The sequence below is a fragment of the Paenarthrobacter sp. Z7-10 genome (genome assembly GCF_026932795.1).
GTDB lineage: Bacteria > Actinomycetota > Actinomycetes > Actinomycetales > Micrococcaceae > Arthrobacter_M.
Map to the genome: position 1 here is coordinate 46,534 of NZ_JADPVH010000015.1, position 25,415 is coordinate 71,948.

General features: G+C 63.1%; 20 protein-coding genes. 10 read left to right on the forward strand and 10 right to left on the reverse strand.

Annotated elements, in window-relative coordinates:
- Nucleotides 1-63 precede the first annotated feature (63 nt).
- Nucleotides 64-1,749 (reverse strand): monocarboxylate uptake permease MctP, encoded by a 1,686-nt coding sequence (gene mctP, locus IV498_RS06590; RefSeq protein ID WP_269045786.1) that lies wholly within the window; start codon nt 1,747-1,749, stop codon nt 64-66.
- A 2-nt stretch (nt 1,750-1,751) separates the two neighbouring features.
- Entirely contained in the window at nt 1,752-2,072 is a 321-nt protein-coding gene (locus tag IV498_RS06595; protein WP_269045766.1) for a DUF3311 domain-containing protein, read from the reverse strand.
- Nucleotides 2,073-2,135: 63 nt separating this feature from the next.
- Between IV498_RS06595 and tgt the strand changes: the two genes are divergently transcribed.
- The 3 genes from tgt (at nt 2,136) to IV498_RS06610 (ending at nt 8,933) form a co-directional block, all read left to right on the forward strand.
- The gene (gene tgt / locus IV498_RS06600; RefSeq protein WP_442951304.1) at nt 2,136-3,578 is read left to right on the forward strand and encodes a tRNA guanosine(34) transglycosylase Tgt; all 1,443 of its coding nucleotides are present in this window, start codon (nt 2,136-2,138) and stop codon (nt 3,576-3,578) included.
- Nucleotides 3,579-3,967: 389 nt separating this feature from the next.
- Nucleotides 3,968-7,906 carry a S8 family serine peptidase gene (locus IV498_RS06605; RefSeq protein WP_269045768.1) on the forward strand — a complete coding sequence of 1,313 codons (3,939 nt, stop codon included), beginning with the start codon at nt 3,968-3,970 and terminating at the stop codon, nt 7,904-7,906.
- A 328-nt stretch (nt 7,907-8,234) separates the two neighbouring features.
- Nucleotides 8,235-8,933 carry a DsbA family oxidoreductase gene (locus IV498_RS06610; RefSeq protein WP_269045769.1) on the forward strand — a complete coding sequence of 233 codons (699 nt, stop codon included), beginning with the start codon at nt 8,235-8,237 and terminating at the stop codon, nt 8,931-8,933.
- Here IV498_RS06610 and IV498_RS06615 read toward each other — a convergent pair.
- From IV498_RS06615 to IV498_RS06640, 6 genes are all read right to left on the reverse strand, one after another.
- Nucleotides 8,930-10,870, reverse strand: coding sequence for a glycoside hydrolase 5 family protein (locus IV498_RS06615; protein ID WP_269045770.1), 1,941 nt, complete (start codon nt 10,868-10,870; stop codon nt 8,930-8,932). The genes IV498_RS06610 and IV498_RS06615 overlap by 4 nt on opposite strands.
- 23 nt (nt 10,871-10,893) lie before the next feature.
- Complete coding sequence (locus IV498_RS06620) at nt 10,894-11,733, reverse strand: carbohydrate ABC transporter permease (RefSeq protein ID WP_269045771.1); 840 nt, start codon at nt 11,731-11,733, stop codon at nt 10,894-10,896.
- The gene (locus IV498_RS06625; protein ID WP_269045772.1) at nt 11,726-12,700 is read right to left on the reverse strand and encodes a carbohydrate ABC transporter permease; all 975 of its coding nucleotides are present in this window, start codon (nt 12,698-12,700) and stop codon (nt 11,726-11,728) included. The genes IV498_RS06620 and IV498_RS06625 overlap by 8 nt, the downstream gene beginning before the upstream one ends.
- Nucleotides 12,701-12,816: 116 nt before the next feature.
- Nucleotides 12,817-14,130 (reverse strand): ABC transporter substrate-binding protein, encoded by a 1,314-nt coding sequence (locus IV498_RS06630; protein WP_269045773.1) that lies wholly within the window; start codon nt 14,128-14,130, stop codon nt 12,817-12,819.
- A 324-nt stretch (nt 14,131-14,454) separates the two neighbouring features.
- A complete protein-coding gene (locus IV498_RS06635; RefSeq protein WP_269045774.1) occupies nt 14,455-15,480 on the reverse strand; it encodes a LacI family DNA-binding transcriptional regulator in 1,026 nt (341 codons plus the stop codon).
- Between the two features lie 177 nt (nt 15,481-15,657).
- A complete protein-coding gene (locus IV498_RS06640) occupies nt 15,658-16,872 on the reverse strand; it encodes an ROK family protein (RefSeq protein ID WP_269045775.1) in 1,215 nt (404 codons plus the stop codon).
- A 147-nt stretch (nt 16,873-17,019) separates the two neighbouring features.
- On the opposite strand from IV498_RS06640, the gene IV498_RS06645 reads away from it, so the two are divergent.
- Genes IV498_RS06645 through IV498_RS06660 form a run of 4 tightly spaced genes read left to right on the forward strand, consistent with a single transcriptional unit; the run spans nt 17,020 to nt 20,799 of the window.
- Nucleotides 17,020-17,754 carry a sugar phosphate isomerase/epimerase family protein gene (locus tag IV498_RS06645; RefSeq protein ID WP_269045776.1) on the forward strand — a complete coding sequence of 245 codons (735 nt, stop codon included), beginning with the start codon at nt 17,020-17,022 and terminating at the stop codon, nt 17,752-17,754.
- A 20-nt stretch (nt 17,755-17,774) separates the two neighbouring features.
- On the forward strand, nt 17,775-18,929 hold the full coding sequence (locus IV498_RS06650; protein WP_269045787.1) for a Gfo/Idh/MocA family protein: 1,155 nt from the start codon (nt 17,775-17,777) through the stop codon (nt 18,927-18,929).
- A gap of 12 nt (nt 18,930-18,941) precedes the next feature.
- Nucleotides 18,942-20,096 (forward strand): Gfo/Idh/MocA family protein, encoded by a 1,155-nt coding sequence (locus IV498_RS06655; protein ID WP_269045777.1) that lies wholly within the window; start codon nt 18,942-18,944, stop codon nt 20,094-20,096.
- Nucleotides 20,097-20,136: 40 nt separating this feature from the next.
- The gene (locus IV498_RS06660) at nt 20,137-20,799 is read left to right on the forward strand and encodes a TetR/AcrR family transcriptional regulator (protein WP_269045778.1); all 663 of its coding nucleotides are present in this window, start codon (nt 20,137-20,139) and stop codon (nt 20,797-20,799) included.
- A 139-nt stretch (nt 20,800-20,938) separates the two neighbouring features.
- On the opposite strand, the gene IV498_RS06665 is transcribed toward IV498_RS06660, so the two are convergent.
- Together IV498_RS06665 and IV498_RS06670 are read right to left on the reverse strand one after the other, a co-directional pair.
- Nucleotides 20,939-21,733 (reverse strand): LytR C-terminal domain-containing protein, encoded by a 795-nt coding sequence (locus tag IV498_RS06665; RefSeq protein ID WP_269045779.1) that lies wholly within the window; start codon nt 21,731-21,733, stop codon nt 20,939-20,941.
- A 37-nt stretch (nt 21,734-21,770) separates the two neighbouring features.
- The gene (locus tag IV498_RS06670; RefSeq protein WP_269045780.1) at nt 21,771-22,070 is read right to left on the reverse strand and encodes a type II toxin-antitoxin system VapB family antitoxin; all 300 of its coding nucleotides are present in this window, start codon (nt 22,068-22,070) and stop codon (nt 21,771-21,773) included.
- 121 nt (nt 22,071-22,191) lie between these two features.
- Here IV498_RS06670 and IV498_RS06675 point away from each other — a divergent pair, with 121 nt between their 5' ends.
- The 3 genes from IV498_RS06675 to IV498_RS19035 all read left to right on the forward strand — a co-directional run bounded on the left by IV498_RS06675 (nt 22,192) and on the right by IV498_RS19035 (nt 25,027).
- Nucleotides 22,192-23,097: a hypothetical protein gene (locus IV498_RS06675; RefSeq protein ID WP_269045781.1), complete on the forward strand. Its 906-nt coding sequence runs from the start codon at nt 22,192-22,194 to the stop codon at nt 23,095-23,097.
- A gap of 52 nt (nt 23,098-23,149) precedes the next feature.
- Entirely contained in the window at nt 23,150-24,070 is a 921-nt protein-coding gene (locus tag IV498_RS06680; protein WP_269045782.1) for an oxygenase MpaB family protein, read from the forward strand.
- Nucleotides 24,071-24,232: 162 nt separating this feature from the next.
- A complete protein-coding gene (locus tag IV498_RS19035) occupies nt 24,233-25,027 on the forward strand; it encodes a DUF6318 family protein (RefSeq protein WP_442951305.1) in 795 nt (264 codons plus the stop codon).
- The last annotated feature ends 388 nt before the right edge of the window (nt 25,028-25,415 follow it).

Here is a 25,415-nt window from a genome sequence, read left to right on the forward strand (position 1 = left end):
CCATAAGGCCCTGCCCGGACGAGGGCAATGACGACCTCCGGACGGGGGAACCAGGGACTGCGCCTAAGGAATCGGCGTGACCGGCAGTTCCTGCGCCACCTTGACGACTCTGGGGTCATTTTCGTTGGCACCGTAGTCCGAGCCGCGGGTAATGTCCTTGCCGTCGGCCAGCTTCATGGCACGGAAGACCAGTGTCAGCACCACCGAGACAATCACATTGACCGCAAACGCCACCACAGCGATGTAGACCTGGACACTCGTGCCCGGAATCGCAGCGATTGAGCCGCCGAAGTGAGCCTTTGTCGCGGGATTGATGACGTTGTAGGCTGCCACCGTGCCATAGATGATTCCGGCCGCCCAGCCAGCAAACAGTGCCCAGCGGTGGAACCAGCGGGTGTACAGGCCGGCCACGATGGACGGGAAGGTCTGCAGGATCCAGATCCCACCGAGCAGCTGCATGTTGATTGCCGCCGACTGGTCCATGGCAATCACGAAGATCAGCGCACCAAACTTCACCAGCAGCGAGACCAGCTTGGAAACCTTGGCTTCCTGCCGCGGACTGGCGTTGGGGCGGAAGACGTCCCGGTAGATGTTGCGGGTAAACAGGTTTGCCGCCGCGATGGACATGATGGCAGCGGGCACCAGGGCGCCCACGGCGATCGCGGCCAGGGCAATGCCGGCAAACCAGGACGGGAAGTTGTCCAGGAACAGCTGCGGAACGATCAGCTGGGGATTGATCTTTCCGTTCAGCTCGATCGGCTTGGTGCCGGCGGCAATGGCAACGTAACCGAGCAGGGCCAGGAAGCCCAGCACCAGCGAGTACAGCGGCAGCAGCGCCGCATTCTTGCGGATCGTGTTACGGCTCTTGGTGGCCAGCACGCCGGTGATCGAGTGCGGGTACATGAACAGCGCCATGGCCGAACCGATGGCCAAGGTCCAGTACGCGGAGTAGCTGGATGCGCCCGGGATGATCGAACCCACGGCCTTGCCGGTGGTGGGGTTGATCGCAGACAGCTTGGTCTGCGCGGCACCGAAAATGTGCTCCCAGCCGCCGAACTTGCTGGGCAGGTAAATGATGGCCACGATCACGGCCAAGTAGATCAGCACGTCCTTGACCACAGCGATCATGGCAGGGGCACGCAGGCCGGACATGTACGTGTACGCGGCCAATACCACGAAGGCGATGATCAATGGCAGGTCGTTGAGCAGCCAGTTATCTCCACTGCCGACACCCAGCACTGTCAGCACGGCTTTAATACCCACCAGCTGCAGCGCAATGTAGGGCATGGTGGCCACGATGCCTGTCACAGCGATCGCGATGGAAAGCGGTCGGCTGCCGTAGCGGCCGCCGATGAAGTCCGCCGTGGTGACGAAGCCATGCCGGTGCGAGACGGACCAGAGCCGGCTCATCAGCAGGAAAACAATTGGATACAGGACCACGGTGTACGGCACCGCGAAGAATCCGCTGACGGCCCCGGTTGCCCACATGGCCGCGGGCACCGCGACGAAGGTGTACGCCGTGTAAAGGTCCCCGCCCAGCAGGAACCACGTGATCCAGGAACCGAATTTGCGCCCGCCCAAGCCCCATTCGTCCAGGCTGTGCAGTCCTTCCTTGCCACCGCCGCGCCAACGGGCGGCGTAGAAGCCCAGGATGCCCACCAGGATGAACAGGATAATCACAACGGTTAGGGCAACGCCGTCGACGCCTTTCGCCCCTCCCGCCGCCAAAATCGAGGAACTGTGCTCCATGATCACTTAACCTCACCGCCGCCGTCGGCCGTTGTTGTTGTTTGCCCGCCGTTGCCCTGCTTCAGGACGTTCCGCCGGCGCTGGTCTTCCTTGGTCATCAGCCAATACGAGATGCCAATCAGGGCCGCATCGATGGGCACCCACATCATCTGGTACCAGTAGAAGAACGGCAAACCGCCCAGGGACGGATCCGCGTGCGCGTACATTGGCACGATCAGCGGAAAGATGATGGCGATAGCCAGCAAGATGCCGCTGATGACGTACGGCGCTGGTCTGGCCGGGCCCCGTGTGGGTATATCCGGCGAGCTTTCGGTGGTGGACATGCGCAACTCCTCTGACATCTGTCCGCTGATTCTGACCTGCTTATCTTAGTGACCTGCGCAACTATGCGCTCCACGTGCGGCGGATCGAAATTCCGTGTCGCGGGCCGCAGCCGGAATTGCTGGCAAAATGAGGAGGTGCCTTTCTCAGCCAAGCAATCCCAATTCTCCTTTGCCGTCCGCACGCGCCTTGCCGATTCGTGCGCGCCCGGCGGCGGCCGAACGGTGGCCAATGGCGGCTCGTTCCAGGGCCGCACCGGAATTATCACGACTCCGCACGGCGTCATCCAAACCCCGGCTTTCATCGCCGTCGGCACCAAAGCCACGGTGAAGGCCGTGCTGCCTGAGGCAATGAAGGACCTCGGCGCACAGGCCCTGCTGGCGAACGCCTATCACCTTTACTTGCAGCCCGGTGCAGATTTGGTGGACGAAGCGGGCGGCCTGGGACGCTTCATGAACTGGGCGGGACCCACCTTCACAGACAGCGGCGGGTTCCAGGTGATGTCGCTCGGCTCCGGATTCAAAAAGGTGATCAGCATGGACACGGCGGCGGGCGACGGCGGCGCGGGCGACGGCGGTCAAAGTCACCTCGGAGGTCCGGCCGACGGCGGTACTAATGCAGGCGGCGCGGCCGACGGCGGTAGCGGGGATGCAGGCCCCGACGACAGAGTGGCGGCCGGCAAGGAACGGCTGGCCCACATCGACGACGACGGCGTCTGGTTCAAGTCTCATCTGAACGGCGACCGGCACCGCTTCACCCCCGAGGTGTCCATGGCCGTCCAGCATCAGCTCGGCGCGGACATCATGTTCGCCTTTGATGAGCTCACCACCCTGATGAATTCCCGCAGCTATCAGGAGATGTCCCTCGAACGGACCCGGCGCTGGGCCGAACGCTGCGTCGTCGAGCATTTCCGCTTGACCAAAGAACGGGACGCCAAGCCTTATCAGGGCCTTTTCGGAGTCATCCAAGGCGCCCAATATGAGGACCTGCGCCGGAAGGCCTGCCGGGACCTGGGTGGCATGAACTTCGACGGCTTCGGCATCGGAGGGGCGCTGGAAAAGGAGAACCTGGGAACTATCGTGCGCTGGTGCAGCGAGGAATTGCCCGAGGACAAACCGCGGCATCTGCTGGGCATTTCCGAGCCGAATGACATCTTTGCCGCCATCGAGAACGGCGCGGACACCTTTGATTGCGTCTCCCCCACCAGGGTCGCAAGAACCTCTGCGTTCTACACCCCGCATGGACGTCGGAATCTTTCCAACGCCCGCTTTAAGCGTGACTTCGGGCCGCTGGTGGAGGGCTGCGACTGCTATGCCTGCGCCAATTACAGCCGCGCCTACATCCACCACCTGTTCCGGGCAAAGGAAATGGTCTCGGCCACACTGGTTTCCATCCACAACGAACGCTTCGTGGTCAAGATGGTCGACGACGCCCGTCTCGCCATCGAGGACGGCAGCTTTTTCGATTTCAAGGCCGAAACTCTGGCGAACTACTACGCCGGGCACTGACTCTGAGCACACGAAAATTCCTGAATCAGTCGGGTCGCGAACAGCAGCACTGGGGCTGCGGCACCACTCCCAGCAGGTCCTAACCTTCTTTTCCGCTGGCCAAGAAGGTTGGTACAAAGCAGGCTTCAGGTTAGCGGTGGGTCACGATGGGCACTAAACACATCCGGCTGTAAGCGGGCTGATAAAAAAGAGTCAAAAGCCTTTACATGTGAGTCATTACACATAAAGGTAGAAGCAGTGGCTGCACCTCTCCGTTGAGAGGCCGCCGCTGGGGGCCTGGGTATTCCGCTCGGTGATCCCCACTTCACCGTATTGCCGCGGCGCTTGGGGGCAGCAGTCACCTCATGCACGGCTCAGTAACGCCGTGGCGATCATGCATGAGGAGTTCGATGAGTAAGCAATCACGTCGAGCCAGATCACAAATTCTGGCGACTCTAACGGGATTGGCCATCGTCGCAACCATGGGCAACGCAGCCATGGCCGACGACTCCAAGCCACCCAGCAATCTGGCAGTGGGGATTTCGGGCCAGAAGGCACCCGCACAACTGAAACCGGCCCAAAAAATGCACGGAAACCTCAATTCCGCCTCGGGGCCGGTTTCCGTTTATGTTCAGTTCAAGGGTCAGGGGACCTTTGCAGCCACCCAGTCCCAAAAAGCCCAGGACGGCACAGCGAAGCCGGTGGACAAATCGGGGCTGGTCAAGCAGCTCAGGGCTGGCATAGAAGCCACAGCCAAGGCTGTGACTGGCGCGGCATCCGCCAAGCAGATATACATCACCACCAACACCCTTCCCGGCGTAGCCATCATCGGCGATGCCGCTAAAGTCCGGGCGCTCGCCAACCGGGACGACGTCGTCAAGATCACCCCAATCGTGGCAAAGTCCTACCAGAACAAGGGCACTGACATCGACACCAAGGCCCTGAACGCCTGGGTGCAAAATCATCAGACCGGAGCGGGTGCGACGATTGCCGTGCTCGATACCGGTCTGGACTACACGCACGCGGACTTCGGCGGCCCCGGAACCACGGCGGCCTTCGCGGCCGCCAAGGCGATGACGGATTTGCCCCCTGCCAGCGCCAACCTTTACGACCCGGCCAAGTTCGCCGGCGGCTATGACCTGGTAGGCGATGACTACAACGCGGGCTCGACGGATCCGGCAGCACGAATGCCGCATCCCGACGGAAACCCGCTGGACTGCGCAGGCCACGGCAGCCACGTTGCCGGTACCGCAGCAGGCTTCGGCCTGAAGGCGGATGGAAGCACCTTCACCGGCGACTACACCAAATTGACGGCGGCCGAAGTCAACGCGATGAAGATTGGTCCCGGCTCCGCCCCAATGGCCAAGCTGGTTTCGCTGCGTGTCTTTGGCTGTGAGGGGTCTTCCGACGTCGTCGGCCTGGCACTGGATAAGGTGCTGGACCCCAATGGGGACGGCGATTTCAGCGACCGCGCCAACGTGGTCAACATGTCGCTGGGTTCCGATTACTCCCCGACGGACGACCCGGAAAATGACATTGTTAACGCCCTGACCGACCTCGGCGTCCTCTCCGTGGTCGCCTCGGGAAATGCCGGCGATGTGTACGACATCGGTGGTTCCCCGGGCAACGCCAAGTCTGCGCTCACGGTCGCCAACTCCGTCGGCTCGCAGGCCGCAGTGGACCGGATCGACGTGCTGGCTCCGGCGGACAAGGTTGGTTCCGTTGCTGGCCAGTATTCGGCTAACTTCAACTATTCCGATCCTGCGGTCACGCCGGCGATGCTCAAGGGCACCGTCCAGTTCGCGTCCGGTACGAACAACACCGGTTGCAATCCGTTTACGACGGCTGAGGCTGCGGTCTTTGCTGGCAAATGGGTGATGCTCAGTTGGGATGACAACGACGCGACCCGCGAATGCGGCTCCGCAAAGCGATACGGCAATGCCGAAGCTGCCGGCGCAAAGGGCGTCGTCTTCGATTCCCAGCGGACCGTTTTCGAGGCCGGCATCGCCGGCAACGCGACGATCCCGGGTGTTCAGTTCAATAAGGCGGCCACGGATTCGCTGACTCCCGCCGCCAAGGCTGGAACTCTGCAGATTCAGCTCAACCCGAACTACAAGGGTGCTGCCTCTGCCCCCACCGGGGCCTTGGATACGCTGAATTCCAGTTCCTCCCGCGGCGTCCATGGTTCCAACGGCATCGTCAAGCCCGACGTTGCTGCCCCCGGAACATCGATCGGCTCGGTTGGTGTTGGATCCGGTAACGGAATCGCAGTCATGAGCGGCACGTCGATGGCCACCCCGCACGTGGCAGGCATCGCAGCCCTGCTTTACGCCAAGGGCGGTATGACGCCGTACCAGGTCAAGAGCACCATCATGAACACCGCCAATGTGGACATCATGGCCGGTAACGTGGCTTATGGACCCAACCGGGTAGGTTCCGGCCGGGTCAACGCCTTGGATGCCGTCAGTGACAGTGTGCTGGCCTTCGCTTCCAATGATCCGTCGCTGACCAGCGTCAACTTCGGTGTCGTCGAGGTGGCTGATCAGCCGGTCACGGTGACGAAGAAGATCACCGTACAGAACCGGAGCAACTCGGTGCAGACGTTTGACGCCTCGTACCTGCCTGCTACGGAAATGCCGGGAGTTGCATACAGCGTTTCGCCCGTCTCCATCATGGTTCCAGCCAATTCATCGGCAGCTCAGGTGTCCATCACCATGACGGTGGCCGATCCCACCAAACTGGCGAAATCCCTCGATCCGACCATGTCCGCCACCCAGTTGGGTGGCGTGCCGCGGACGTACCTTGCGGATGCCTCCGGACGGGTACAGCTGAAATCGGCCAATTCCCCCACCCTGCGGGTTCCGGTCTATGCAGCACCGAAGCCCGTCTCCACGATGACTGCGGGTTCGAAGATCACCTTCAAACCGTCGGAAACCACGGCAAATGTGACCCTGACTGGACGTGGGGTTTTGCAGGGCACGGGAACACAGCAGTTCATCTCCATCGCGGCTCCGTTCGAACTCGGTGCTAGCAGCGAGCGTAAGGCAGACAACCCGGTGGCAACGGTCACCAACAAATCCATGGATCTGCAGTACGTTGGAGCATCCACGACGGTTCCCGCCGTGGTCAAGGCCGGCGGTGACGTCGCCAAGGACGGCATGATCAACTTTGGTATCAGCACCTGGGGCGACTGGCCGGCATTGCTGGCCTCGAGCGGGATCAGCGTGGAGATCGACACCACCGGCGACGGCAAAGCCGATTTCGAAACCTACACCGCAGTTGTCGACGGTTTGGATGGCATCGTGGTGTTCACCGATGAGCTCAAAGCGGACGGCACCAGGGAGACTGTGGATCAGCAATTTGCCAACGGCCTGCCTGCGGACGCTAAGGGCAATACGATTGACACCAACACCTACGACACCAACACGGTGATGCTGCCGGTGCTGGCGTCCTCGTTGGGTCTGGATCTGACCAAGTCGGCACCGATCAGCTACAAGGTAGTCACCTACAGCTCCTACAGCATCGACAAGTCCGGGCAGAACGTGCCGGTTGACCAGACCCCGGCAATCGCTTTCAACCCGGTCACGCCGAATCTGTGGTTCGAGGGTTCCGCCCCCGATTCATTGTTTGTCGATGCCAACGCAACCCAGCTGACCGTGCACCGCGCGTCGAAGGGCACGAAGGCTAAGGCGCTGTTCCTGCACCTGCACAACGCAACGGGTCAGAAGGCTGAAGTTGTTGCAACCGAAAATGGCAAGCTCCGGTTCAGCGATGTACCCGGCACGAAGTTCGAGGCGGACATCAACTGGATGGCTGACAACGGACTGACCACCGGATACCCGGACGGCACCTACCGGCCCTACGGAACCATGAACCGCGATGCCATGGCGGCGTTCCTCTACCGCCTGGCTGGTTCGCCGGCGTACTCCGCACCCGCGAAGTCGCCGTTCACGGACATCAATCCGAACACCCAGTACTACAAGGAAATGTCCTGGATGTCCTCGATGAAGCTGTCCATGGGATACGACGACGGGTCTTACCGACCGTTGTCCGCCGTGAACCGCGACGCGATGGCCGCCTTCCTGAAGCGATTCGCCGGGGACTACTGCATGATCCCGGCCGCGAAGGATTACGAGGCTCCCGCAACCTCCGAGTTCAAGGATGTCGCCACGAACAACGAGTTCTACAAGGAAATCTCGTGGATGGGTGACACGAAGATCTCCACCGGTTACCCGGATGGGAGCTACCACCCGCTGGAAGCTAACACCCGCGAGGCGATGGCCGCATTCATCCACCGCTTGGACACCTATGAGGGTGCCAATGGAGGGTGCCACCCCACTACCCCGTGATCTGATCGTCTGGTGAGCTTGCGAGCCAGTGAGCACGGAAAGTGAATAGTAGGTAGGTAAGCAGCAGAGGTGGTCCGGGCTCTCCGGGCCACCTCTCTTGCGTCCCTGCCCCTTGCGTCCATCGACTGAGCGCGTGGTGCGCGATACAGCCCCGTATCGAGCACCAACCGCTCACTCGTTTCCGAAATAGGGTGGGTGCCGCCGGAAGCGGGTGGGGGTCCCGGAAAGGGTGGCGCTTCCGGAAGAGGGTGGCGCCGCCGGAATAGGGTGGGGGCAGCCGGGGTTGGCAAGTGTGAACATGGAAGCGGCATGAAGGCGAGGAGCTGGCATGAAAGTTGAAATCTGGTCCGATGTGGCCTGCCCGTGGTGCTACATTGGCAAACGCCGTTTTGAGGCGGCCCTCGCAACCTTCCCGCACAAGGACGAGGTTGAGGTCCAGTGGCGCAGCTACCAGCTGGATCCGTCGTTGCCGGAGCATTACGACGGGACCGAGCTGGCATACCTCAGCGAGCGCAAGGGGATGGCCGAGGACCAGCTGCGCGGCATGTTCGCGCACGTCACCGAACAGGCTGCCGGCGTGGGACTGCGGTACGACTTCGGCAAGGTGGTGGTCGCAAACAGTTTCGGTGCCCACCAGCTGCTGCATCTGGCCGCCGCGCATGGCCAGGCCGACGGCGTTAAAGAGGCCCTGCTGTCAGGTCATTTCGAGCACGGCGAGGACATCGGCAGCCGCGGGTTTCTGGTCCGCACCGGGACCCACCTGGGCCTCGATCCGGAGGAGATTAATCAGGCGCTGGACTCCGAACGCTATGCCGACGACGTTCGGCAGGACTTTGAGGAGGCCCGCAGCCTCGGCGTGACAGGCGTCCCCTTCTTCGTGATCGACCGCACGTACGGCATCTCCGGCGCCCAGCCGTCCGAGCTGTTCACCCAAGCACTCAACGAAGCCTGGCAAGCCACTCATCCGCTGGTCATGGTGCCGAGCGGAGACTCCGCGGCCTGTGGTCCGGACGGCTGCGCCCGCTAGCGCTGCAGGACGGCCACCCCAAAGGGATCCAGCCGCAGCGCTTCCACGTTTGCACCGTCCAGGGTCCGCAGTCCGGCGTCTGCCGGCAGCGATACGTCGGCAGGCTCGGCGTGCTGGCTGACGAGCACCACGAACTCCCGACCATCCGGATGCAGCAACGAGTCCACGAACAGCAGCGGGTCCGCCAGCTCCAGCGTGGGCCCGATGCAGGCAACCGCAGCCAGCGCCTGGTAAAGCCGGTGGGTGTCTTCGGGGTTAACGCCTCCCTGCGCCGACGCTAGGTACTCCAGTGGATAGGTGCACAGCACCGTCCGCCCGGCGCCATGCTCCTTGACGATCAGCGCCGGGTTGCCATGCGCGTCAGTCGCTATGACGGTGCCATCGGTGAGTGTAACCGGCAGGAAGGCGCGTGCGTGGGCGTTGCCGGCCGCGGTAAAACGGAGCACATCACCGGCCTTCAACGTGCCGAAATCCGTGTTGAAGGTCAGCTCTACCACCTCGTCCCGGATCGGATTGTTCAGTCCGTAAACCAGCTGGCGTTCAACGCCGAAGATTTCCTCGGTGGAAATCCACCACGGCCCGCGCTGCGCCCCGGTTTCACCCACACAGTAGGAGGCATAGATGGTGGCACCGGAACGGGCCAGCTCCGGCAGCTGCAGCCAGGACGGGCCGGTCAGCGCCTTGATGGAGGGCAGCAGATACAGGCCGTACCCCTCCGGTAGGCCGCCGTCCTCGGTTTCCCGCACGACGGCGAGCGGAAGATGCGCCTCGTGCGCGGCCACATAGGACTGCTCGGCCGTCCGCACGATCAGGGTGCGCTCCTCCTCTTGCGTGAACGGGTAGTCCGCGGCGAGATAGGAGGTCAGCACCAGTGCCGTGGATACCTCAGCCCGCTGCAGCCGCGGCAGATCGATCGCCCGCAGCGTGTCGGTGAAGGCCTTCAGCTCCCGCAGCGCAGGCTTAGGGGCGCCGGCGGCATCGGTGATGCCGAAATGCAGCTCAAAGGGGTGGTGACTGTAGGGACGCTGCTCCACGATGGCGTCGTAGTCCGTGTTGTTCCACGCAATCCAGCCCGTGGCTCCGGCCAGCAGTGTGTTGTACAGCAGTTGGCGGTAGTAGTGGCCGGCGTTGGCGTTGGAGACGAAGTCGCTGGAAAGCCCGAACTCCTCCATCACCACCGGCTGTCCGGTCATCGAGGCCATTTCGCAGATGAAGGCCGCCTTCAGGTGCTGCCGGAGCACGTCGGTTTCCATCCGGTACACATGCGGACCGACGAAATCCACAAAGGGCGCCAAATCCGTGAGCGAAAAACCGTTGTCATGACCGGTCGTCTCAATTCCCCACGCACCGTCACCGATCGAGACCGGCTGCCGGCCACCGCCGGCCAGCACCGCATTGACCATCAGTTCAGACCACGCCGCCACCTCGGCGCGGCTGGCCTCTCCGCCGTAGATCGGCACTTCGTTCGTGATCAACCAGCCAGCCACCGCGGGATGGGCGGCATACCGGGCGGTGAGGGATTTGATGTACCAGGTCTGCCGGTTGACGAACCAGACGTCGGTGTACAGATTCCGGCCCGCGCGCCACGACGGGTCCCAGTTTTCCCCTGACATGTGCCCCACGATGAATGTCGGAATGGTGCTCATGCCAATTTCGTGGTGCGCCTGCAGGAAATCGGCAAAGTGCGCGCAGCATTGTTCATCCAACCGGTCCGGCTCCGGCTGGAAGTCCGGCCAGTAGAAGAAGGACCGCGTCATGTTCAGCCCGTGCTCCGCCAGCACCTGCAGTTCCTGGCGCACCACGGCGCCATCATAGTTGCGCCACATCAGCGGCCCTCCGGTCCGGGACCAGAAGTTCGCCCCGAGCCAGACCACTGAGCCGGCGCCGCCATCGTCGTCGTCGTCGTTTCCTGCAACCTTGGCGAAGTGCCGCCTCATCCTCGTGCCTTTCCTGTTCGGGATTACTTGACGGCCCCGGCGGTCAGTCCGGCAACGAAGTTACGCTGCAGCAGCAGGAAGCCGATGACCACCGGGACACTGACCACCAGGGACGCGGCCATGATTTGGTTCCAGTACACATTGGTCTGGGTGGAGTAGAGCTGCAGTCCCACGGCCAGGGTCCGGTTGGCGTCAGTGGTCATCACCGAGGCAAACAGGACCTCCCCCCAGGAAGTCATGAAAGAGTAGATCGCCACGGCTATCAGGCCCGGTCGGGCTGCGGGCAGGACCACCCGCATCAGCGCACCCATCGGGCCGCAGCCGTCCACCTTCGCCGCCTCGTCAAGTTCACGCGGGATGCCGTCAAAATACCCGGCCAGCATCCAGATCGAGAAGGGCAGCGAGAAGGTCAGGTAAGTGATGACCAGGCCCAGCCGGGTCCCGACCAGCTGGATCCCCACGGTTGAGTTGATGTTCACGAAAATCAGGAACAACGGCAGCAGGAACAGCACGCCGGGGAACATCTGCGTCGAAAGCACCGTGGTGGAAAAGACCGAACGGCCCAGGAAGCGGTAACGCGAGATCGCGAAGGAGGCAAAAACGGCGATGATCAGGGACAGAATGGTGGCCGCGCCGGCGACGATGACGCTGTTGACGAAGTAACTGGCCAGCGGCACCGTTTTCCACATGTCCACAAAGGGCGCGAAGGTCACCGTGCTGGGCCACCAGGTGAAGGCGCCCTGCACATCGCTCAGCGGTTTCATTGCGGAGGTGATCATCACGTACACGGGCACCACGGTAAAGACCGTCAGCACCGCGACCACAACAATCCGGAAAACCTTGGCGGGAGTTGTTTCATGCACGATGGGACCTCCGGTTCAGCACACTCAGGTAGATCCCGCTCACCAGCAGGAGGAAAAGCAGCAGCAGCACCGACATGGCGGCTCCGGAGCCAAAGTTCCAGGTCAGGAAGGACGCGTTGTAGATATGGAAGGAAATCAGGTCTCCGGCCGGCGGCTGGGCGTTGCCGAAGAGCACAAAGGGAGTGTTGAAGTCGTTGAAGGTCCACAGGAACATCACCAGGATCAGTACCATGTTCACCGGCCGCACCATCGGAAGCGTAATGGAACGCCACTGCCGGAAAGGCTTTGCTCCGTCCACTGCTGACGCCTCGTAGACGTCGTGCGGGATGGACTGCAGACCCGCCATCAGCATCAGGAAGGCGAACGGCCACAGCCGCCAAATGGCGACGACGACGACGGCGGCGAAGGCATTGTTGCCGATCAGCCAGAACGGCTTGTCCCCGCCGATGCCCAGGTTGTCGAAGATGAAGTGGTTGACCGCCCCGGTATCCTTCTGCAGCATAAACTTCCAGGCGATGATGCCTGCGTACATCGGCAGGGCGTACGGGACCAGGAAGAGGGTGCGGATGAAGCCGCGGCCCCAGAATTCCTTCTGCAGGGCCACCGCGGCCGCCATGCCCAGGATCCAGGAGATGCCAACCACCAGCACGGTGAAGGCGCAGGTAATCAGGAACGACTGCAGCAGGGCCGCACCGACGGCGCCGTTGAAATCCAGAGCCACCGAGTAGTTCTTGATTCCGGTGACCGGTGCCTTGCCCCAGTTGGCGATGAAGGCCTTGGTCAGTTTGAGGAAGCTCATCCAGATGCCGGTGAACATCGGGATAACGTGAATCACCAGCTCGAAGACGACGGCGGGCGCCAACAGTGCGTAGGGCAGCCACCAGCCGGACGGCCTGGGTCGGCGCGGCTTTTTGGCCCCGGGCGTGGCGGGCTTGTTGGACGTTGGAGTGGCAGTCGCAGCAGTCACGAGGGACTCCCCTTTCTGTTCTGGACCTGGGTCACCGCCCGGGCGGGCGGGCGGTGCTGCTGACCGGAAGCAGGCCCGAAACGTGTTCCGCGGGCCTGCTTCCGGTCCTCCTGCTGTTATCCGGCCGCGGCCACCTGCTGCTCGGCGGTTTTCATGGCGTTGTGAATGTCATCCGTGCTGACCGTTCCGCCGGAGGCGATCTTGGCGAACATCTGGTTCATCGCCTTGCCGACGGTGCTTTCAAACTGATCCTCCGCCGGAACCAGCGGAAGCGGCTTGGATTTCGTGGCGTAGATGTCCGCGAACGTCTTGGCTTCCTCCGGATTGTCGGTGAAGTTCGGCGTGGCACCGTTGAGCACCGGCAGTGATGAGAAGGGCTTGTCCAATGCGGTTTGAGTCTCCGGGCTGGTCATGAACTTCACAAATTTCAGTGCGGCGTCCTTATTTTTTGAATTGTCGAAGATCGACAGGTTAATGCCGGCGACGTGGCTGGCAACATCCGATGCACTGCCCTCGGGTGCCGGGAACGGCACCACTCCGTAGGCGGAGGACTTCATGCCGTTGGCCACGATGCTGCTGTCTGCGTTGTTCTGGTTCAGGATCATGGCAACCTTGCCGGTGGCGAAATCGTTCACGGCCTTGGTGCCGTTGTCGTACTGAGCATTCGCGATGTTGACCAATTTGTCCGTCTGCATCAGGTCCAGATAGCGCTTAATCCCGTTGACAACACCGTCGGAGTTAAAGGTCGGTTTCCCGTCCCCGTCAAAGAGCTCCGCGCCGTTTTGGGCGGCATCAATAAAGGCGAAGTGGGCGTTCTCGGTGTAGCTGCCGGCGGCAAGGGCAAACCCGTACTTGTCACCGGAGGTGAGCTTCTTGGCATCTGTCACCAGCTCCTCCCACGTGGTGGGCGGCTTCAGACCCGCCGTCGAGAACATCGCCTTGTTGTAGTACAACCCGTAGGCCAGCCCGTAGAGCGGAACCGAGGTGGGGTCCTGCCCTGGGGCCCCACCGGTGTCCATCGCCGTCTTGACGAACTTGTCCTTGCCGCCGATCGCCGTCATGGCGGCGTCGTCGAAGGGCATGAACGCCTGGGTGGACTGCAGTGATGCAGCCCAGGTGTTCCCAATGTTGACGACGTCGGGGGCCTGGCCGGAAGTGACGGCCGTCTGGATGCGGGTCTGCAGATCGTTCCAGCCAATGACCTCCAGGTTAACCTTGATCCCGGTCTGCTGGGTGAACTTCTCCAGCTGGGGTGTCAGGACCTGCTTGTCATTGTCGAGGCTGGTGCCCTGATTGCTGGCCCAATAGGTGATGCTGCCACCGCCGGAGCTGCCCGAGGGCGAGGATGCGTTGTTTCCTCCGCCACAGCCCGCCGTTGTCAGTGCAAGGGCGGCAATTGCCGCCGTCGCCGCAAGGGTACGAATTTTCACAGCATGACTTCCTTGTCTATATCCAAAGTGCACCTGAAGAGCCAGGGATTCGGCCTTGTCACCTAAGCTAGATGAACTTTTGCCGACGGTCAATCAAAAGTTATTTTTTCTTCGTTTCAGGAATTGATCCCGCACTGGAAACGGGGGCTTTTCGCCCGCCGGGTCAAGCACTCGGGACAGCAGTGGGCGGGGGGCCATTGTCAACATTTGCCGCACCGGGTTGATCTTTGGTGCATGTGACGAGTGTAACTTAACCGGTTCAGTTCACAAGGGCCGATGCCAACTCGTTATCGCCGCTCCGGGGAAACATTCGGTACCGAGGGGTCAGTCCGCGCCGTTCACCTTGCGGGCTGAACTCTCCCGGACCACCAACACGCCTGCACCCGCGCGGACGTTTGCGGGCTGGCGCCCGGCTATGACCTCCAGCAACAATCTGGCCGAGCGGCGTCCCTGTTCCTGCGGATTCCGCTGCAATGCGGTGACCGCCGGGGAGCCCAGCTGGCACAGAATCGAATCGTCCCAGCTGACCACCGACACCGCGTCCGGCACCGGCACGCGGGCCAACTTGAAGGCGGTCATGCCACCCATGGTCATCAGATCGTTGCCGTAGATGACCGCCGTCGGCATACTCGCCCCGGCCAGCAGCGCCGACGTCGCGGCAGCCCCGCCGGCCAAGGTGTAATCGGATTCGATGTCCGTCACGTCCATGCCATGCCGGCCGGCATGGCGCAGTACGGCAGCCAGCCGCGCCTTTTCGTGAATCAGGGTCCGCGGCCCGGTGACGTGGGCGAGCCGGTGGTGGCCCAGCTCGTGGAGGTGGGTCACCAAGGTGGCTGCATCCTCATCCTGGTCCACTGTCGTGCAGGTGGCTCCCGGCAACTCGACGGACGCGCCATGCAGCACGTACGGAAGCGCAAGCCGGTCCAGCAGCGCCAGACGCGGATCCCCGATCAGGTGGTCGAATAAAATGACACCGTCCACCCGCCGCTCCCCCGCCCAGCGCTCGTAAACCGCCAGGTCACGCTGCCCCTCGGTGCCCACCATCCGCAGCAGCAGGGACATATCCGTGGCACCGAGCACGGATTCGATTCCCGCAAGGAGCGACATGTAATAGGGCTCCGCGCCTATCATTTCCGGCTCCCGGGAGAGCACAATTCCGATCGCGCCGGTGCGCGCGTGGGACAGTGCACGCGCGCTGGAGCTCGGATACCAGCCCAGTTCCTGCGCCAGTGCCAGCACCCTTTGGCGCGTTTCGGCGCTTACCCCGCGCTGGTCGTTCAAGGCGTACGACACCGAGGCCTTGGAGATTCCCAACTGTTCCGCAAGACCCGCTATGGTGACTCGGTTCACGGCCGATCTTCCCCCACTTCGCGCGTTATTCGACCACAACTGGGGCCGCTTCTTCAGCGTACGCACCCACCGGGGTCCGGCCAACCGGACCCGGCCCCCAGACCGGACGAGACAACTGCGAAACCGGACGCGACCGCCGAAACTCCGCCAGCCGGGACGGGAAGAATCCCGCCGCCGTTATAAGCGTGCCAGCAGCGCCTCCACACTCTCCGGCGACAGCGCATGGTCGATCACCATCCGGCTGGCACCGAGCACACCGGCCTGATCCGCCGCCATCGACTGGACGATCCGCAGCCGGGCGGTGGCCAGCGGGGGTGAACGCTGATAGACCACCTCCCGCACGCCGGCTATCAGATGTTCTCCCGCAGCGGCGAGGCCGCCTCCAATGACGATGACGGAGGGGTTGAGCACGTTGACGCAGGCGGCCAGAACATCTCCGACATCCCGCCCGGCCTGGCGCATGGCTTGGATTGCCGGCACGCTGCCTTTGCGCGCCAGCGCCAGCACCTCGTCTCCGGAAGCCGCCGGAGTGCCCGCGGCAGTCAGCGCCGCCGCCACCGCCGGACCGGACGCCAGCGCCTCGAGACAGCCGTAATTGCCGCAGCGGCACAGCATCTGCCCACCGCGCGCAACTCTGATGTGGCCGATGTCCCCGGCCGTTCCATCCGCGCCGCGCTGCAGCAGACCGCCGCTGACAATCCCGGCGCCAATGCCCGTCGCCACCTTAATGAAGAGCAGACTCTCTTCCTCCGGCCAGAAGGCGGCGCGCTCACCGAGCGCCATAATGTTCACGTCGTTGTCCACCAGGACGTCCGTCTGGAAGGACCGCTGAACGTAGCCGGGAACGTCGAATCCATCCCAACCGGGCATGATCGGTGGGTTGGCGGGCCGGCCCGTGACGTGTTCCACCGGCCCCGGCAGTCCGATGCCGATTCCTATCAGCTCTTTGACATGCCGCCCCGCTTGGCGCAGCAGCAGCTCACAGCGCTGCACCACCAGATCAAGGACCGGCACCGGCCCGGCGGAAATCTCCAGCAACGCACGCGATTCACAAAGCACGCGCCCGCCCAAGTCGGTTAGCGCCACCAGGATATGGGTCGCACCGACGTCGACGGCCAGCACCACCCGTGCAGTGGGCTGGAAGGCAAAGCGCGACGGCGGACGGCCGCCGGAGGAGACGGCCTCACCGGCGGGTCCAATCAGCCCCGAGGCCGTCAGTGCTTCAACCCGGGCGGCGACAGTGGAACGCGCCAGGCCGGTTATTTCCGCCAACTCGGCCCGGGTACGGGCGTGCCCATCGCGCAGCAGCGCAAACAAATCGCCCGCTCGGTAAAAGCCGCCGGCCGGCGCGGTGCTGCCGGTGGAAACCGCCGCAGCCAGTGGTGTGGACATGCACTAATAAATAGCACGCCGGACTTAACTCTGTCACAATCAACTTTCCCGACACGGGCTTTGCAACTTTTGCTTGACGATCGTCAAAAGCTGTCCTACGTTGAAAGAGAGCACTGACACATCTTCCACCAGCCCGCAGGAGAACCCATGACTTACTCCCTTCAGCTCTACACCGTCCGAGGCCCACTGGAATCCGACCTCTCCGGGACCATCAAGCGCGTCGCAGACATCGGCTACACCGCGGTGGAGCCCTACAACTTCGTTGCCACAGCGGACCAACTCGCCGCGGCCCTGACGGAAAACGGCCTGACGGCACCCTCCGGGCATGCACCGCTGCTGCGTGCGGACCAGGATGAGATCTTCGCGGCCGCCCGCAAGCTCGGCATCGGCACGGTCATCGATCCGCACGTGGACCGCGCACAATGGACCACTGAGGAAGACATCAAGTCAACGGCAGACGCCTTGAATGCCGCGGCGGTCAAGGGTGCCGAATATGGCATCCGGGTGGGCTACCACAACCACGAATTCGAGCTGGAGTCCCGCGTCAATGGCCGCACCGGTCTGGAGGTGCTGGCCAACCATCTGGATCCCAGCGTCCTGCTGGAGGTCGATACCTATTGGGCGGCCGTCGGCGGCGAGGACGTGCCGGCCCTGCTCGGCCGGCTCGGCAACAGAGTCCGGTTCATCCACATCAAGGACGGCCCCCTGACGAAGGTGGACAAGGACCAGTTGGCGGTGGGTGCCGGCAAGATGCCGATCTGGGATGTCGTCGAGGCGGTGCCCGGGCTGGAAGTGGCAGTGGTGGAGCTGGACGATTTCAGCGGAGACATCTTCGAGGCCGTCTCGGAGAGCCTGAGCTACCTGAAGGCAGGGCGGAACTAGTGAGCGAGCGCAGCGATTCCATCGTTTCCAGCCCTGTCTCCACCAGTGCTGAGCCTGGCAGCGGTCAGAGCCGCAGGACGGGTCCGGTTGGCGTTGCCGTGATTGGGGCGGGAGTGATCAGCAAGGAGTACTTGTCCAACCTCACCAGCTTTCCCGACATCAAGGTCCACATTGTGGCGGATATGTTCGAGCAGGTGGCTGCGGAACGGGCCGCCGAATTCGGCATTCCCGCCTCCGGTGGCGTGGCCGCCGCGCTGTCCCACCCGGACGTTGAGATCGTCGTCAACCTGACTATTCCGGCGGCACATGTGGAGGTGGCGACCGCGGCCATCAACGCGGGCAAGCACGTTTGGAGCGAAAAGCCTTTCTCGCTGGACCGGGACAGCGGCCTGGGACTGCTGAAGGCCGCCGACGCCGCCGGGCTGCGGCTGGGCTGCGCACCCGACACCTTTCTTGGGGCCGGGATGCAGACCGCACTGCGGATCATCGCCAAGGGCGAAATCGGAGTGCCGCTGACCGCGCTGACCCTGATGCAGTCGCCCGGGCCGGAGTCTTGGCATCCCAATCCGGCGTTCCTGTTCCAGGCCGGGGCGGGGCCGCTTTTCGACATCGGACCCTACTATCTGACCACTTTGGTGCAAACCTTCGGCTCCATAGCCAAGGTCGCTGCATTCGGCTCCAAGTCGAGGGAAACCCGCATCATCGGCTCCGGACCCAAAGCCGGGGAGGAGTTCGCGGTCACGGTGCCCAGCCATGTCAGCGCCATCGCCCAGTTCGAAGGAGGCGAATCCTCGCAGAGCATCTTCAGCTTTGATTCCCCGCTCAAGCGCGCCGGCTTCGTCGAAGTGACGGGGACGGAGGCCACCATCGCTATCCCGGATCCAAATATGTTCGACGGCGATATTCTGCTCACCCGTCGTGGTGCCGAGGAGCCCGAGATCATTGCAGCCGTCGGCGCCACCACCTCCCGCGGATCCGGCGTGCTGGAAATGGCCCGCGCGCTCCGGGAAGGCCGCCCGCACCGGGCACAGGGATCCATGGCCTATCATGTTCTGGATGCCATGGTCTCGATCGCGGAATCAATTGACACCGGTGAATTCGTCTCCCTGCAGAGCCGTGCCGATGCGGCGGATCCTCTTCCCGAGGACTGGGATCCGACCGCGAAGACTCTTTAGAAGGCACACTCCATGACCCTGCACTCAGTTCCGCGGCGCCCGCTGGGCGTGGCCACCATCGGCTACGAATTCATGGGCAAGGCACACTCCAACGCCTGGCGGAACGTCGCCGCTTTCTTCGACGTCCCCGCCGTCGAGCAAAAAGTCCTGGTGGGACGTGATGCCGCCAAGGTGGCCGAGGCAGCCGCCCGGCACGGTTGGGCGGAATCGGCTATCGATTGGCGCAGTGTCCTGACCCGGGAAGACATCAATATCGTCGATATCTGCGCACCCGGTTCGCTGCACGCGGAGATAGCGATCGCCGCACTTGAGGCCGGTAAACATGTGCTGGTGGAGAAACCGCTGGCCAACTCGCTGGCCGAGTCGGAGGCCATGACGCGGGCGGCTGCGGCAGCCCGGGTCAACGGCGTGCAGTCCATGGTTGGGTTCACCTACCGGCGCGTCCCGGCTCTGGCCTTGGCGCGCGAACTGATCGCGGAGGGAAAGCTCGGTGAGGTGCGCCAGGTGCGTGCCGCATACCTTCAGGATTGGCTGGCGGACGAGCAAGCCCCCATGACGTGGCGGCTGCGCAAAGATTCCGCCGGCTCCGGTGCGTTGGGAGACATCGCCTCCCATGCCATCGATCAGATCCAGTTCCTGCTCAACGATTCGGTCACCGAGGTTTCCGGCCGGCTGCACACCTTCGTGAGCGAACGCCCGGGGCCGCATGGCCCCGAGCCGGTCACGGTCGATGACGCTGCCTGGGCCACGCTGACGCTGGCCGGTGGCGCGGTGGCCAGCGTGGAGGTCTCGCGCGTCGCGCTGGGACGCCGGAACGCGCTGCAGGTTGAGGTCTTCGGCACGCTGGGCAGCCTCTCCTTCGACCTGGAATCCCTCAATGAACTCCGGTTCTTCGATGCCCGCCAATCCGGCCGGGTGCAGGGATTCAGCCGGATTCTGGTCACCGAACCCGAACATCCGTACCTGGATGCCTGGTGGCCGCCGGGACATGTGCTCGGATGGGAGCACAGCTTCACGCACCAAGCCCGCGATTTCCTGCTGGCCATCGCCGCCGGAACCGAACCATCGCCGTCGTTCGAGGAAGGCCTGGCGGTGCAGCGCGTCCTGTCCGCCGTTCAGGAATCCGCTGCCGCCAAGAGCTCCCTGATCCAGATTCCCGGATCCTGAGCGAAAAGGTTTTACTGACAGTTCAGGCTAATATGTCTATATGCCACGAATAGCCGCTCCCACGAACGCGGAGCAGCGCGAACTGACCCAGCGTAAGATTCTCGAGGCCTTCGGCGACCTCCTGTTCACCCACGGACTGCCCGGGCTAACCATGACCGACGTCGCCCGGCAGGCCGGCGTCGGGCGCACTGCCGTCTATAACTACTTCGCGGACCTGGAACAACTGCTGGTGGCGTACGCGTTCGACGAAACCGGGCGGTTCCTCAGCGAGCTGAAAACGGATCTCGCGGGCCTGGGCAATCCGGTGGACCGATTGGCGCTGTACGTGCGCGCTCAGATCCTGGACCTCTCCCGGCGGCACCTGCCACCGGGACCGGCCATGCGTTCCGTGCTCTCGGCCGGGTCCTTCGCCAAACTCGCCGTGCACGTCGGCGAGCTGAACACTCTGCTGCAGGACATCCTGCGTGAAGCGATGGATCAGGGTTACCTGCCGCCAGCGGACGTGCAGAGCCTCACCCACCTTATTCACGGTTCCCTGACCGCCAGCGCCACCCGTGGGGCGGAACGGCAGGACGACGCCGAGCTGGAGCGGCATATCGAGGTCACGGTCCGCTTCATCCAGGGTGGCGTGGGCGCCGCGTTCGATGCCGGTGGTCGGCCGCTGAAGATCACGGCGGAAACCGCGGCGCAGCGCTTCGCGTAGGCTTCCCGGCGGGTGCGGCCGCCTGCTCAGGAGGGCCACGCGGGGCTGACCCCGCGGGCGTGGCCGACCACCCAGCGGAAGACCGTTACCTCCCCACTCAGGCGCTGTCGCCGCTCACTCAGGCGCTGTCGCCGCTCACTCAGGGCGCCGTCGTCGTCGGCTGCGCTCCGGGTGACGCTGCCGGCAGTGTCGGCTCAGGGTTCAACCGCGGGCAGGACAGCCGGCCCGGCGTCTGGTCAACCTTGATGGTCGGGACCAGCTCTTTGAACGCGCCGGTCAGATAGACATCCACGGTGGCGTCCGAACGCGTATCCGCCACGTAGTCAGTTCCGGCGATATTGCGCTGCAGATTAAAGGCCGCGGCTCGGCCCGCCGGACCGGAAACCACCACGGCCGTTCCCGCATACTCTGCCGACTTGTTGGCCACTTTGACCACGTAATAGCCGCGCTTCTTCAGCTCCGCGGCGACCGTCCCGGCCAACCCCTCGCGCCGGGTGCTGTTGTAAACCGTCAGATGCACCTGCTTGTTGGGCCGGTAGTCAAAAGTGGTTACGGGACAAACCGGCGCGGGCGTCCCGACCGCTGCAACAGGACCCACCTTCAGATTCCCCCGGACAATCATCACGGCAAGGACCGCTCCGGTGACGACAACCCCGACCAGCAGCGTCAGGGTGATGCCGTGGATCAGCCGGCGCCGAAAGCGGACCCGCTTTTTCGCCGCAGCATCTTGGTTGAAGACCCGGTTCAGGTCCTTGCTGTTGAAGACACGGTGACCATGGAAGAGCGACGGATCCTTGCTGCGGCGCAGTTCGTGGTGATACTGCGCCAGGTCATGCTTGTCCTGCTTTCGCGCGGCCTTAGCCTCCCGCCGCACGTCCTTAGCCTGCTCCCGGGTTTCCTCCTTCTGGCGGCGCTTGAGTTCCTTTGCCGGCAATGACGGCCCGGATGGACCAGGCGGTCCCGCCGGCCGGTCAGTCATCGATTACCAGGACCCGGGCATGGAGAATCGTGCGTTGATGCAGGGCCGTTCGCACCGCGCGGTGCAGCCCGTCCTCAAGGTACAGGCTGTCCTTCCACTGCACCACGTGCGGGAATAGATCGCCGAAGAAAGTGGAGTCCTCGGCCAGCAGTGCGTCGAGATCCAACGTCCGCTTCGTGGTCACGAGCTGGTCAAGGCGCACCTGCTGTGGAGGCACCGCGGCCCAGTCCTTGGGGGAGCGGTGGCCATGCTCGGGGTAGGGGCGTCCGTCGCCAACTGCTTTGAAGATCACTGCTCCAGACTAGAGAAAAGCATCCCGCATGGGAACTTTGTACCGCCCGTGCCGCCGGGACGATGCGCAATGGTTACGAAGGCGGTCACCCCGGGGTGGCGAAAACTGCCAGTATTAAGCCATGCGTTCCTCCTCCCCCGCACTTGCGCTCCTTCTCGACGTGGACGGTCCCATTGCCAGCCCCGTAACCCGTACCGTCAAGCCGGAAATCATCAGCAATCTGGCGGCACTGGCCGCAGCCGGAGTTCCGGTGCTGTTCAATACCGGACGGTCCGATGCTTTTATCCGGGCGCAAGTCATGGAACCCATGCTGGCCGGCGGGATGCCGACCGGGACGGTGGTTCATGCGATCTGCGAAAAAGGTGCGGTCTGGTTCAGCTTCGCTGCCGATGGTCCCGGACCGCTGCATGTCGATCACGAACTCGCTGTACCTGCCGCCTTCGGAAGCGACGTGCGCACCTTGGTGACGGAGAAGTATGCGGGGCACATGTTCTTTGACGAAACCAAACGGGCCATGGTGTCGGTGGAACAGCATTTGAACGTATCCAGCTCCGATTATCTCGCCGAGCAGCGGCATTTCGACGACGATGTGGCCGCGCTGATGAAACGGCACGGATTGGACGTCGTTCGGCTGGACCGCCATGCACCGGACCGCCCCGAGGATGGACCGGATAACCCCGCCGCCTTCCGCGTTGATCCGACCATCATTTCCACAGACATCGAATCCATCCAGCTGGGCAAGGATCTCGGTGCCAGCCGAGCCGTCGAACTGCTGGCTCAGCAAGGAATTACGCCCTTGTCCTGGCGGACCGTGGGAGATTCGCGCACCGACTACGCCATGGCCGACTGGCTGCACCACCACGACCACGAGGTCAAGCACGTTGACGTGCGTCCGGCCGACGGTGTTCCGCAAAAGCCCTACCCGGTATTAACGGCCACCGATCTGGGCTTGGGGACTGATGTGATTCATGACGTCGCCGGGGCCGCGTTCCTGAGCGAGTGGCTGCGCCGACTCACCTCCAGCTGAGGGCGATGCCGCGGGATCTGCGGTGCGGACACCGGATGCGGGAGAATGGTCCATGGCCAACTTCCTGAAAACCTGGCAGACGGAACTAAAACGGGCGCTCACGGGCGATCCAGATTCCACCCCTGACTGGGTTCCCAAATTGGCGCACGGCGACGACGGCGGGTACTTCCAGCCCGGCTCGGCCGCCTGGGCGGTGCATGGTTCGATGGCCACCATCGTCGCCGGAATCCGGGCGTTGTTGATGCAGACTCTTCACCCGGGCGCGATGGCCGGAGTGTATGACCATTCGCGGTTTCGCGAAGATCCGCTGGACCGACTTGCCGGCACCATCCGCTGGATCTTCACCGTGACCTACGGTTCCACCGAGGCAGCCCGCTCCGCGTCCGACTGGGTGCTGCGGCTGCATGAACGGGTCCACGGCCACTACGTGGACGGACGAGGCGTGGAACGCGGCTACAGCGCCAACGATGACGACCTGCTGCGCTGGGTCCACATCGCCTTCACCGACGCGTTCCTCTCCACACACCAAACTTGGGGAGGTCCCATCCCGGGCGGACCGGACGCCTACGTGCGCGAGTGGGCCCAGGCTGGGGAGCTGATGGGGGTGCAGAACGCACCGCGAAGCGAAAGCCAAATGCGCCGCATGCTGCGCACGTGCTACGACGACGGCGAACTCCGGTACGACGACAGGGTCGCCGAAGTGGTGGCATTCATCCGCAGGCCGCCGCTGCACCCAATACTGCAGCCCGGTTACCGCATCCTATTCGCTGCCGCCGTCGCCAGCCTCGAACCGCGCTACCGGGATCTGCTCGGACTGCGAAAAGCTCACCTCGGCCCACTCCCCCTTCCGGTCGTGACAGCTACGCGGGCAGCACTGGCCATCATCCGGTTGACGCTGGGCAAGGTTGGGCCCAGCGAACTGGCTGCACGGTCCCGACTGACCCGGTTAGGACTCCTGCCCGCCGGCAGTTGACGCTTACCGGCATCTGACACCCACCGGCAGTTGACGCTCACCGGCTGGCTTCAAGGCCCTTTTTCGTCCATTTCCGCGAGTCTGCAGTGCCGATATTGGCTGTGGAAAACTTGGGACGCTTTCGGCGATCTGCGCTACGGTTAACAAATTCTCAGCTGTATCGTGCCGAGCCCAGTTGGGGGCTTCAATGCGCTCACGTTCCCGCTATTTGAATTCACTTCGCACTCCGCCGATGCCGGCCTGGAAACCGGCGGCTTGGGCGTCGATCCCGCCCGGACCGGGAGCCCGCCGCTCGCTGTTAGCCGTCCTGACGGCAGCTGCGTTATTGGCCGGATTCGGACTCTCCGGCTGTTCGGGAACCCAAAGGCGCAGACCCAGCCTCCCACCACCAGCCCTCCATCGGCCACCGGCAGCGCGCACCCCACCGCTCCGGGAACCGCTGCGGTTTCGCCAACACCGACCCCCAAGCCAACCCCCGTCTACAAACCAGCCGACGCGAACGGGCCTGCGCAAAACGTGCCACTGCCGGTCAAACCCGCGCTCGCGGACAAATTCTCCAAAGCAGGGCTCGAAGCCTTCGCCCGGTATTGGTATCAAACGTTGTCCTACGCTTTCGAAAGTGGAGATCTGAAACCTCTTGAATCGGTTTCAGAGGCCGGATGTATTCCGTGTGCCAGGACCAAGACCGGTATTACTCCCTGGCATCAGAAAGGCAGATGGACGGTCGGGGGACAAATGACGGTAAACGGCGCCCAGTCCACATTCGAAACTGCCCCAGACGGTACGCATCAAGTCATTGCCAGCGTTTCTCAAGGGAGTATTTCCTACTATCAAGCGGATGGCACACTCGTGGAGACGCATCCCTCCTCCCGTCCCATTACGGATATTTTGGTCGCGACCTACGCCAATGGACAGTGGTCAGCATTGACGGTGGAACACCTTGGCGGAAGCTCGTAATGAAGAGAAAGCGGCGAAGTCTAAAGGGCCTAATTCTGGTCTCGTTGGCAGCCGCTGTGGTGGCGGCTCTTTGCCTGCCAGCCCAGGCTGACGAATACACGGAGCCGCCAGCTACCGGTGAGTGGGACGATTACGGTGTCGCGGTTGGAGTCTGGAATCCAATCCCAGGTTCCAATATGTGGGGTTCAATTCCCGTAGGCATACCGAGTGATCCAAATCAGTACAAATTCGAACTTCTCTGCCTAGGACGGTGCTGATTAATCGGGGGCGTTAAGGCGCGCCTTCGAACGGTTTCCCGGGATTGCGGAAGACTGGATTCATGCAGGGTATTGATGATGGTCAGCGTCAGCTTTTGGATGTTGGTGTGCTCGCGGGCCATTTGCTTCCG

Bases quoted from the DNA above. Each gene is read 5' to 3' on its own strand.
- IV498_RS06660 (WP_269045778.1), top strand. From the start codon at position 20,137: ATGCCACGAATAGCCGCTCCCACGAACGCGGAGCAGCGCGAACTGACC.
- tgt (WP_442951304.1), top strand. From the start codon at position 2,136: ATGCGCTCCACGTGCGGCGGATCGAAATTCCGTGTCGCGGGCCGCAGC.
- IV498_RS06675 (WP_269045781.1), top strand. From the start codon at position 22,192: ATGCGTTCCTCCTCCCCCGCACTTGCGCTCCTTCTCGACGTGGACGGT.
- mctP (WP_269045786.1), bottom strand. From the start codon at position 1,749: ATGGAGCACAGTTCCTCGATTTTGGCGGCGGGAGGGGCGAAAGGCGTC.
- IV498_RS06640 (WP_269045775.1), bottom strand. From the start codon at position 16,872: ATGTCCACACCACTGGCTGCGGCGGTTTCCACCGGCAGCACCGCGCCG.
- IV498_RS06680 (WP_269045782.1), top strand. From the start codon at position 23,150: ATGGCCAACTTCCTGAAAACCTGGCAGACGGAACTAAAACGGGCGCTC.
- IV498_RS06605 (WP_269045768.1), top strand. From the start codon at position 3,968: ATGAGTAAGCAATCACGTCGAGCCAGATCACAAATTCTGGCGACTCTA.
- IV498_RS06645 (WP_269045776.1), top strand. From the start codon at position 17,020: ATGACTTACTCCCTTCAGCTCTACACCGTCCGAGGCCCACTGGAATCC.
- IV498_RS06655 (WP_269045777.1), top strand. From the start codon at position 18,942: ATGACCCTGCACTCAGTTCCGCGGCGCCCGCTGGGCGTGGCCACCATC.
- IV498_RS06595 (WP_269045766.1), bottom strand. From the start codon at position 2,072: ATGTCCACCACCGAAAGCTCGCCGGATATACCCACACGGGGCCCGGCC.
- IV498_RS06610 (WP_269045769.1), top strand. From the start codon at position 8,235: ATGAAAGTTGAAATCTGGTCCGATGTGGCCTGCCCGTGGTGCTACATT.
- IV498_RS06615 (WP_269045770.1), bottom strand. From the start codon at position 10,870: ATGAGGCGGCACTTCGCCAAGGTTGCAGGAAACGACGACGACGACGAT.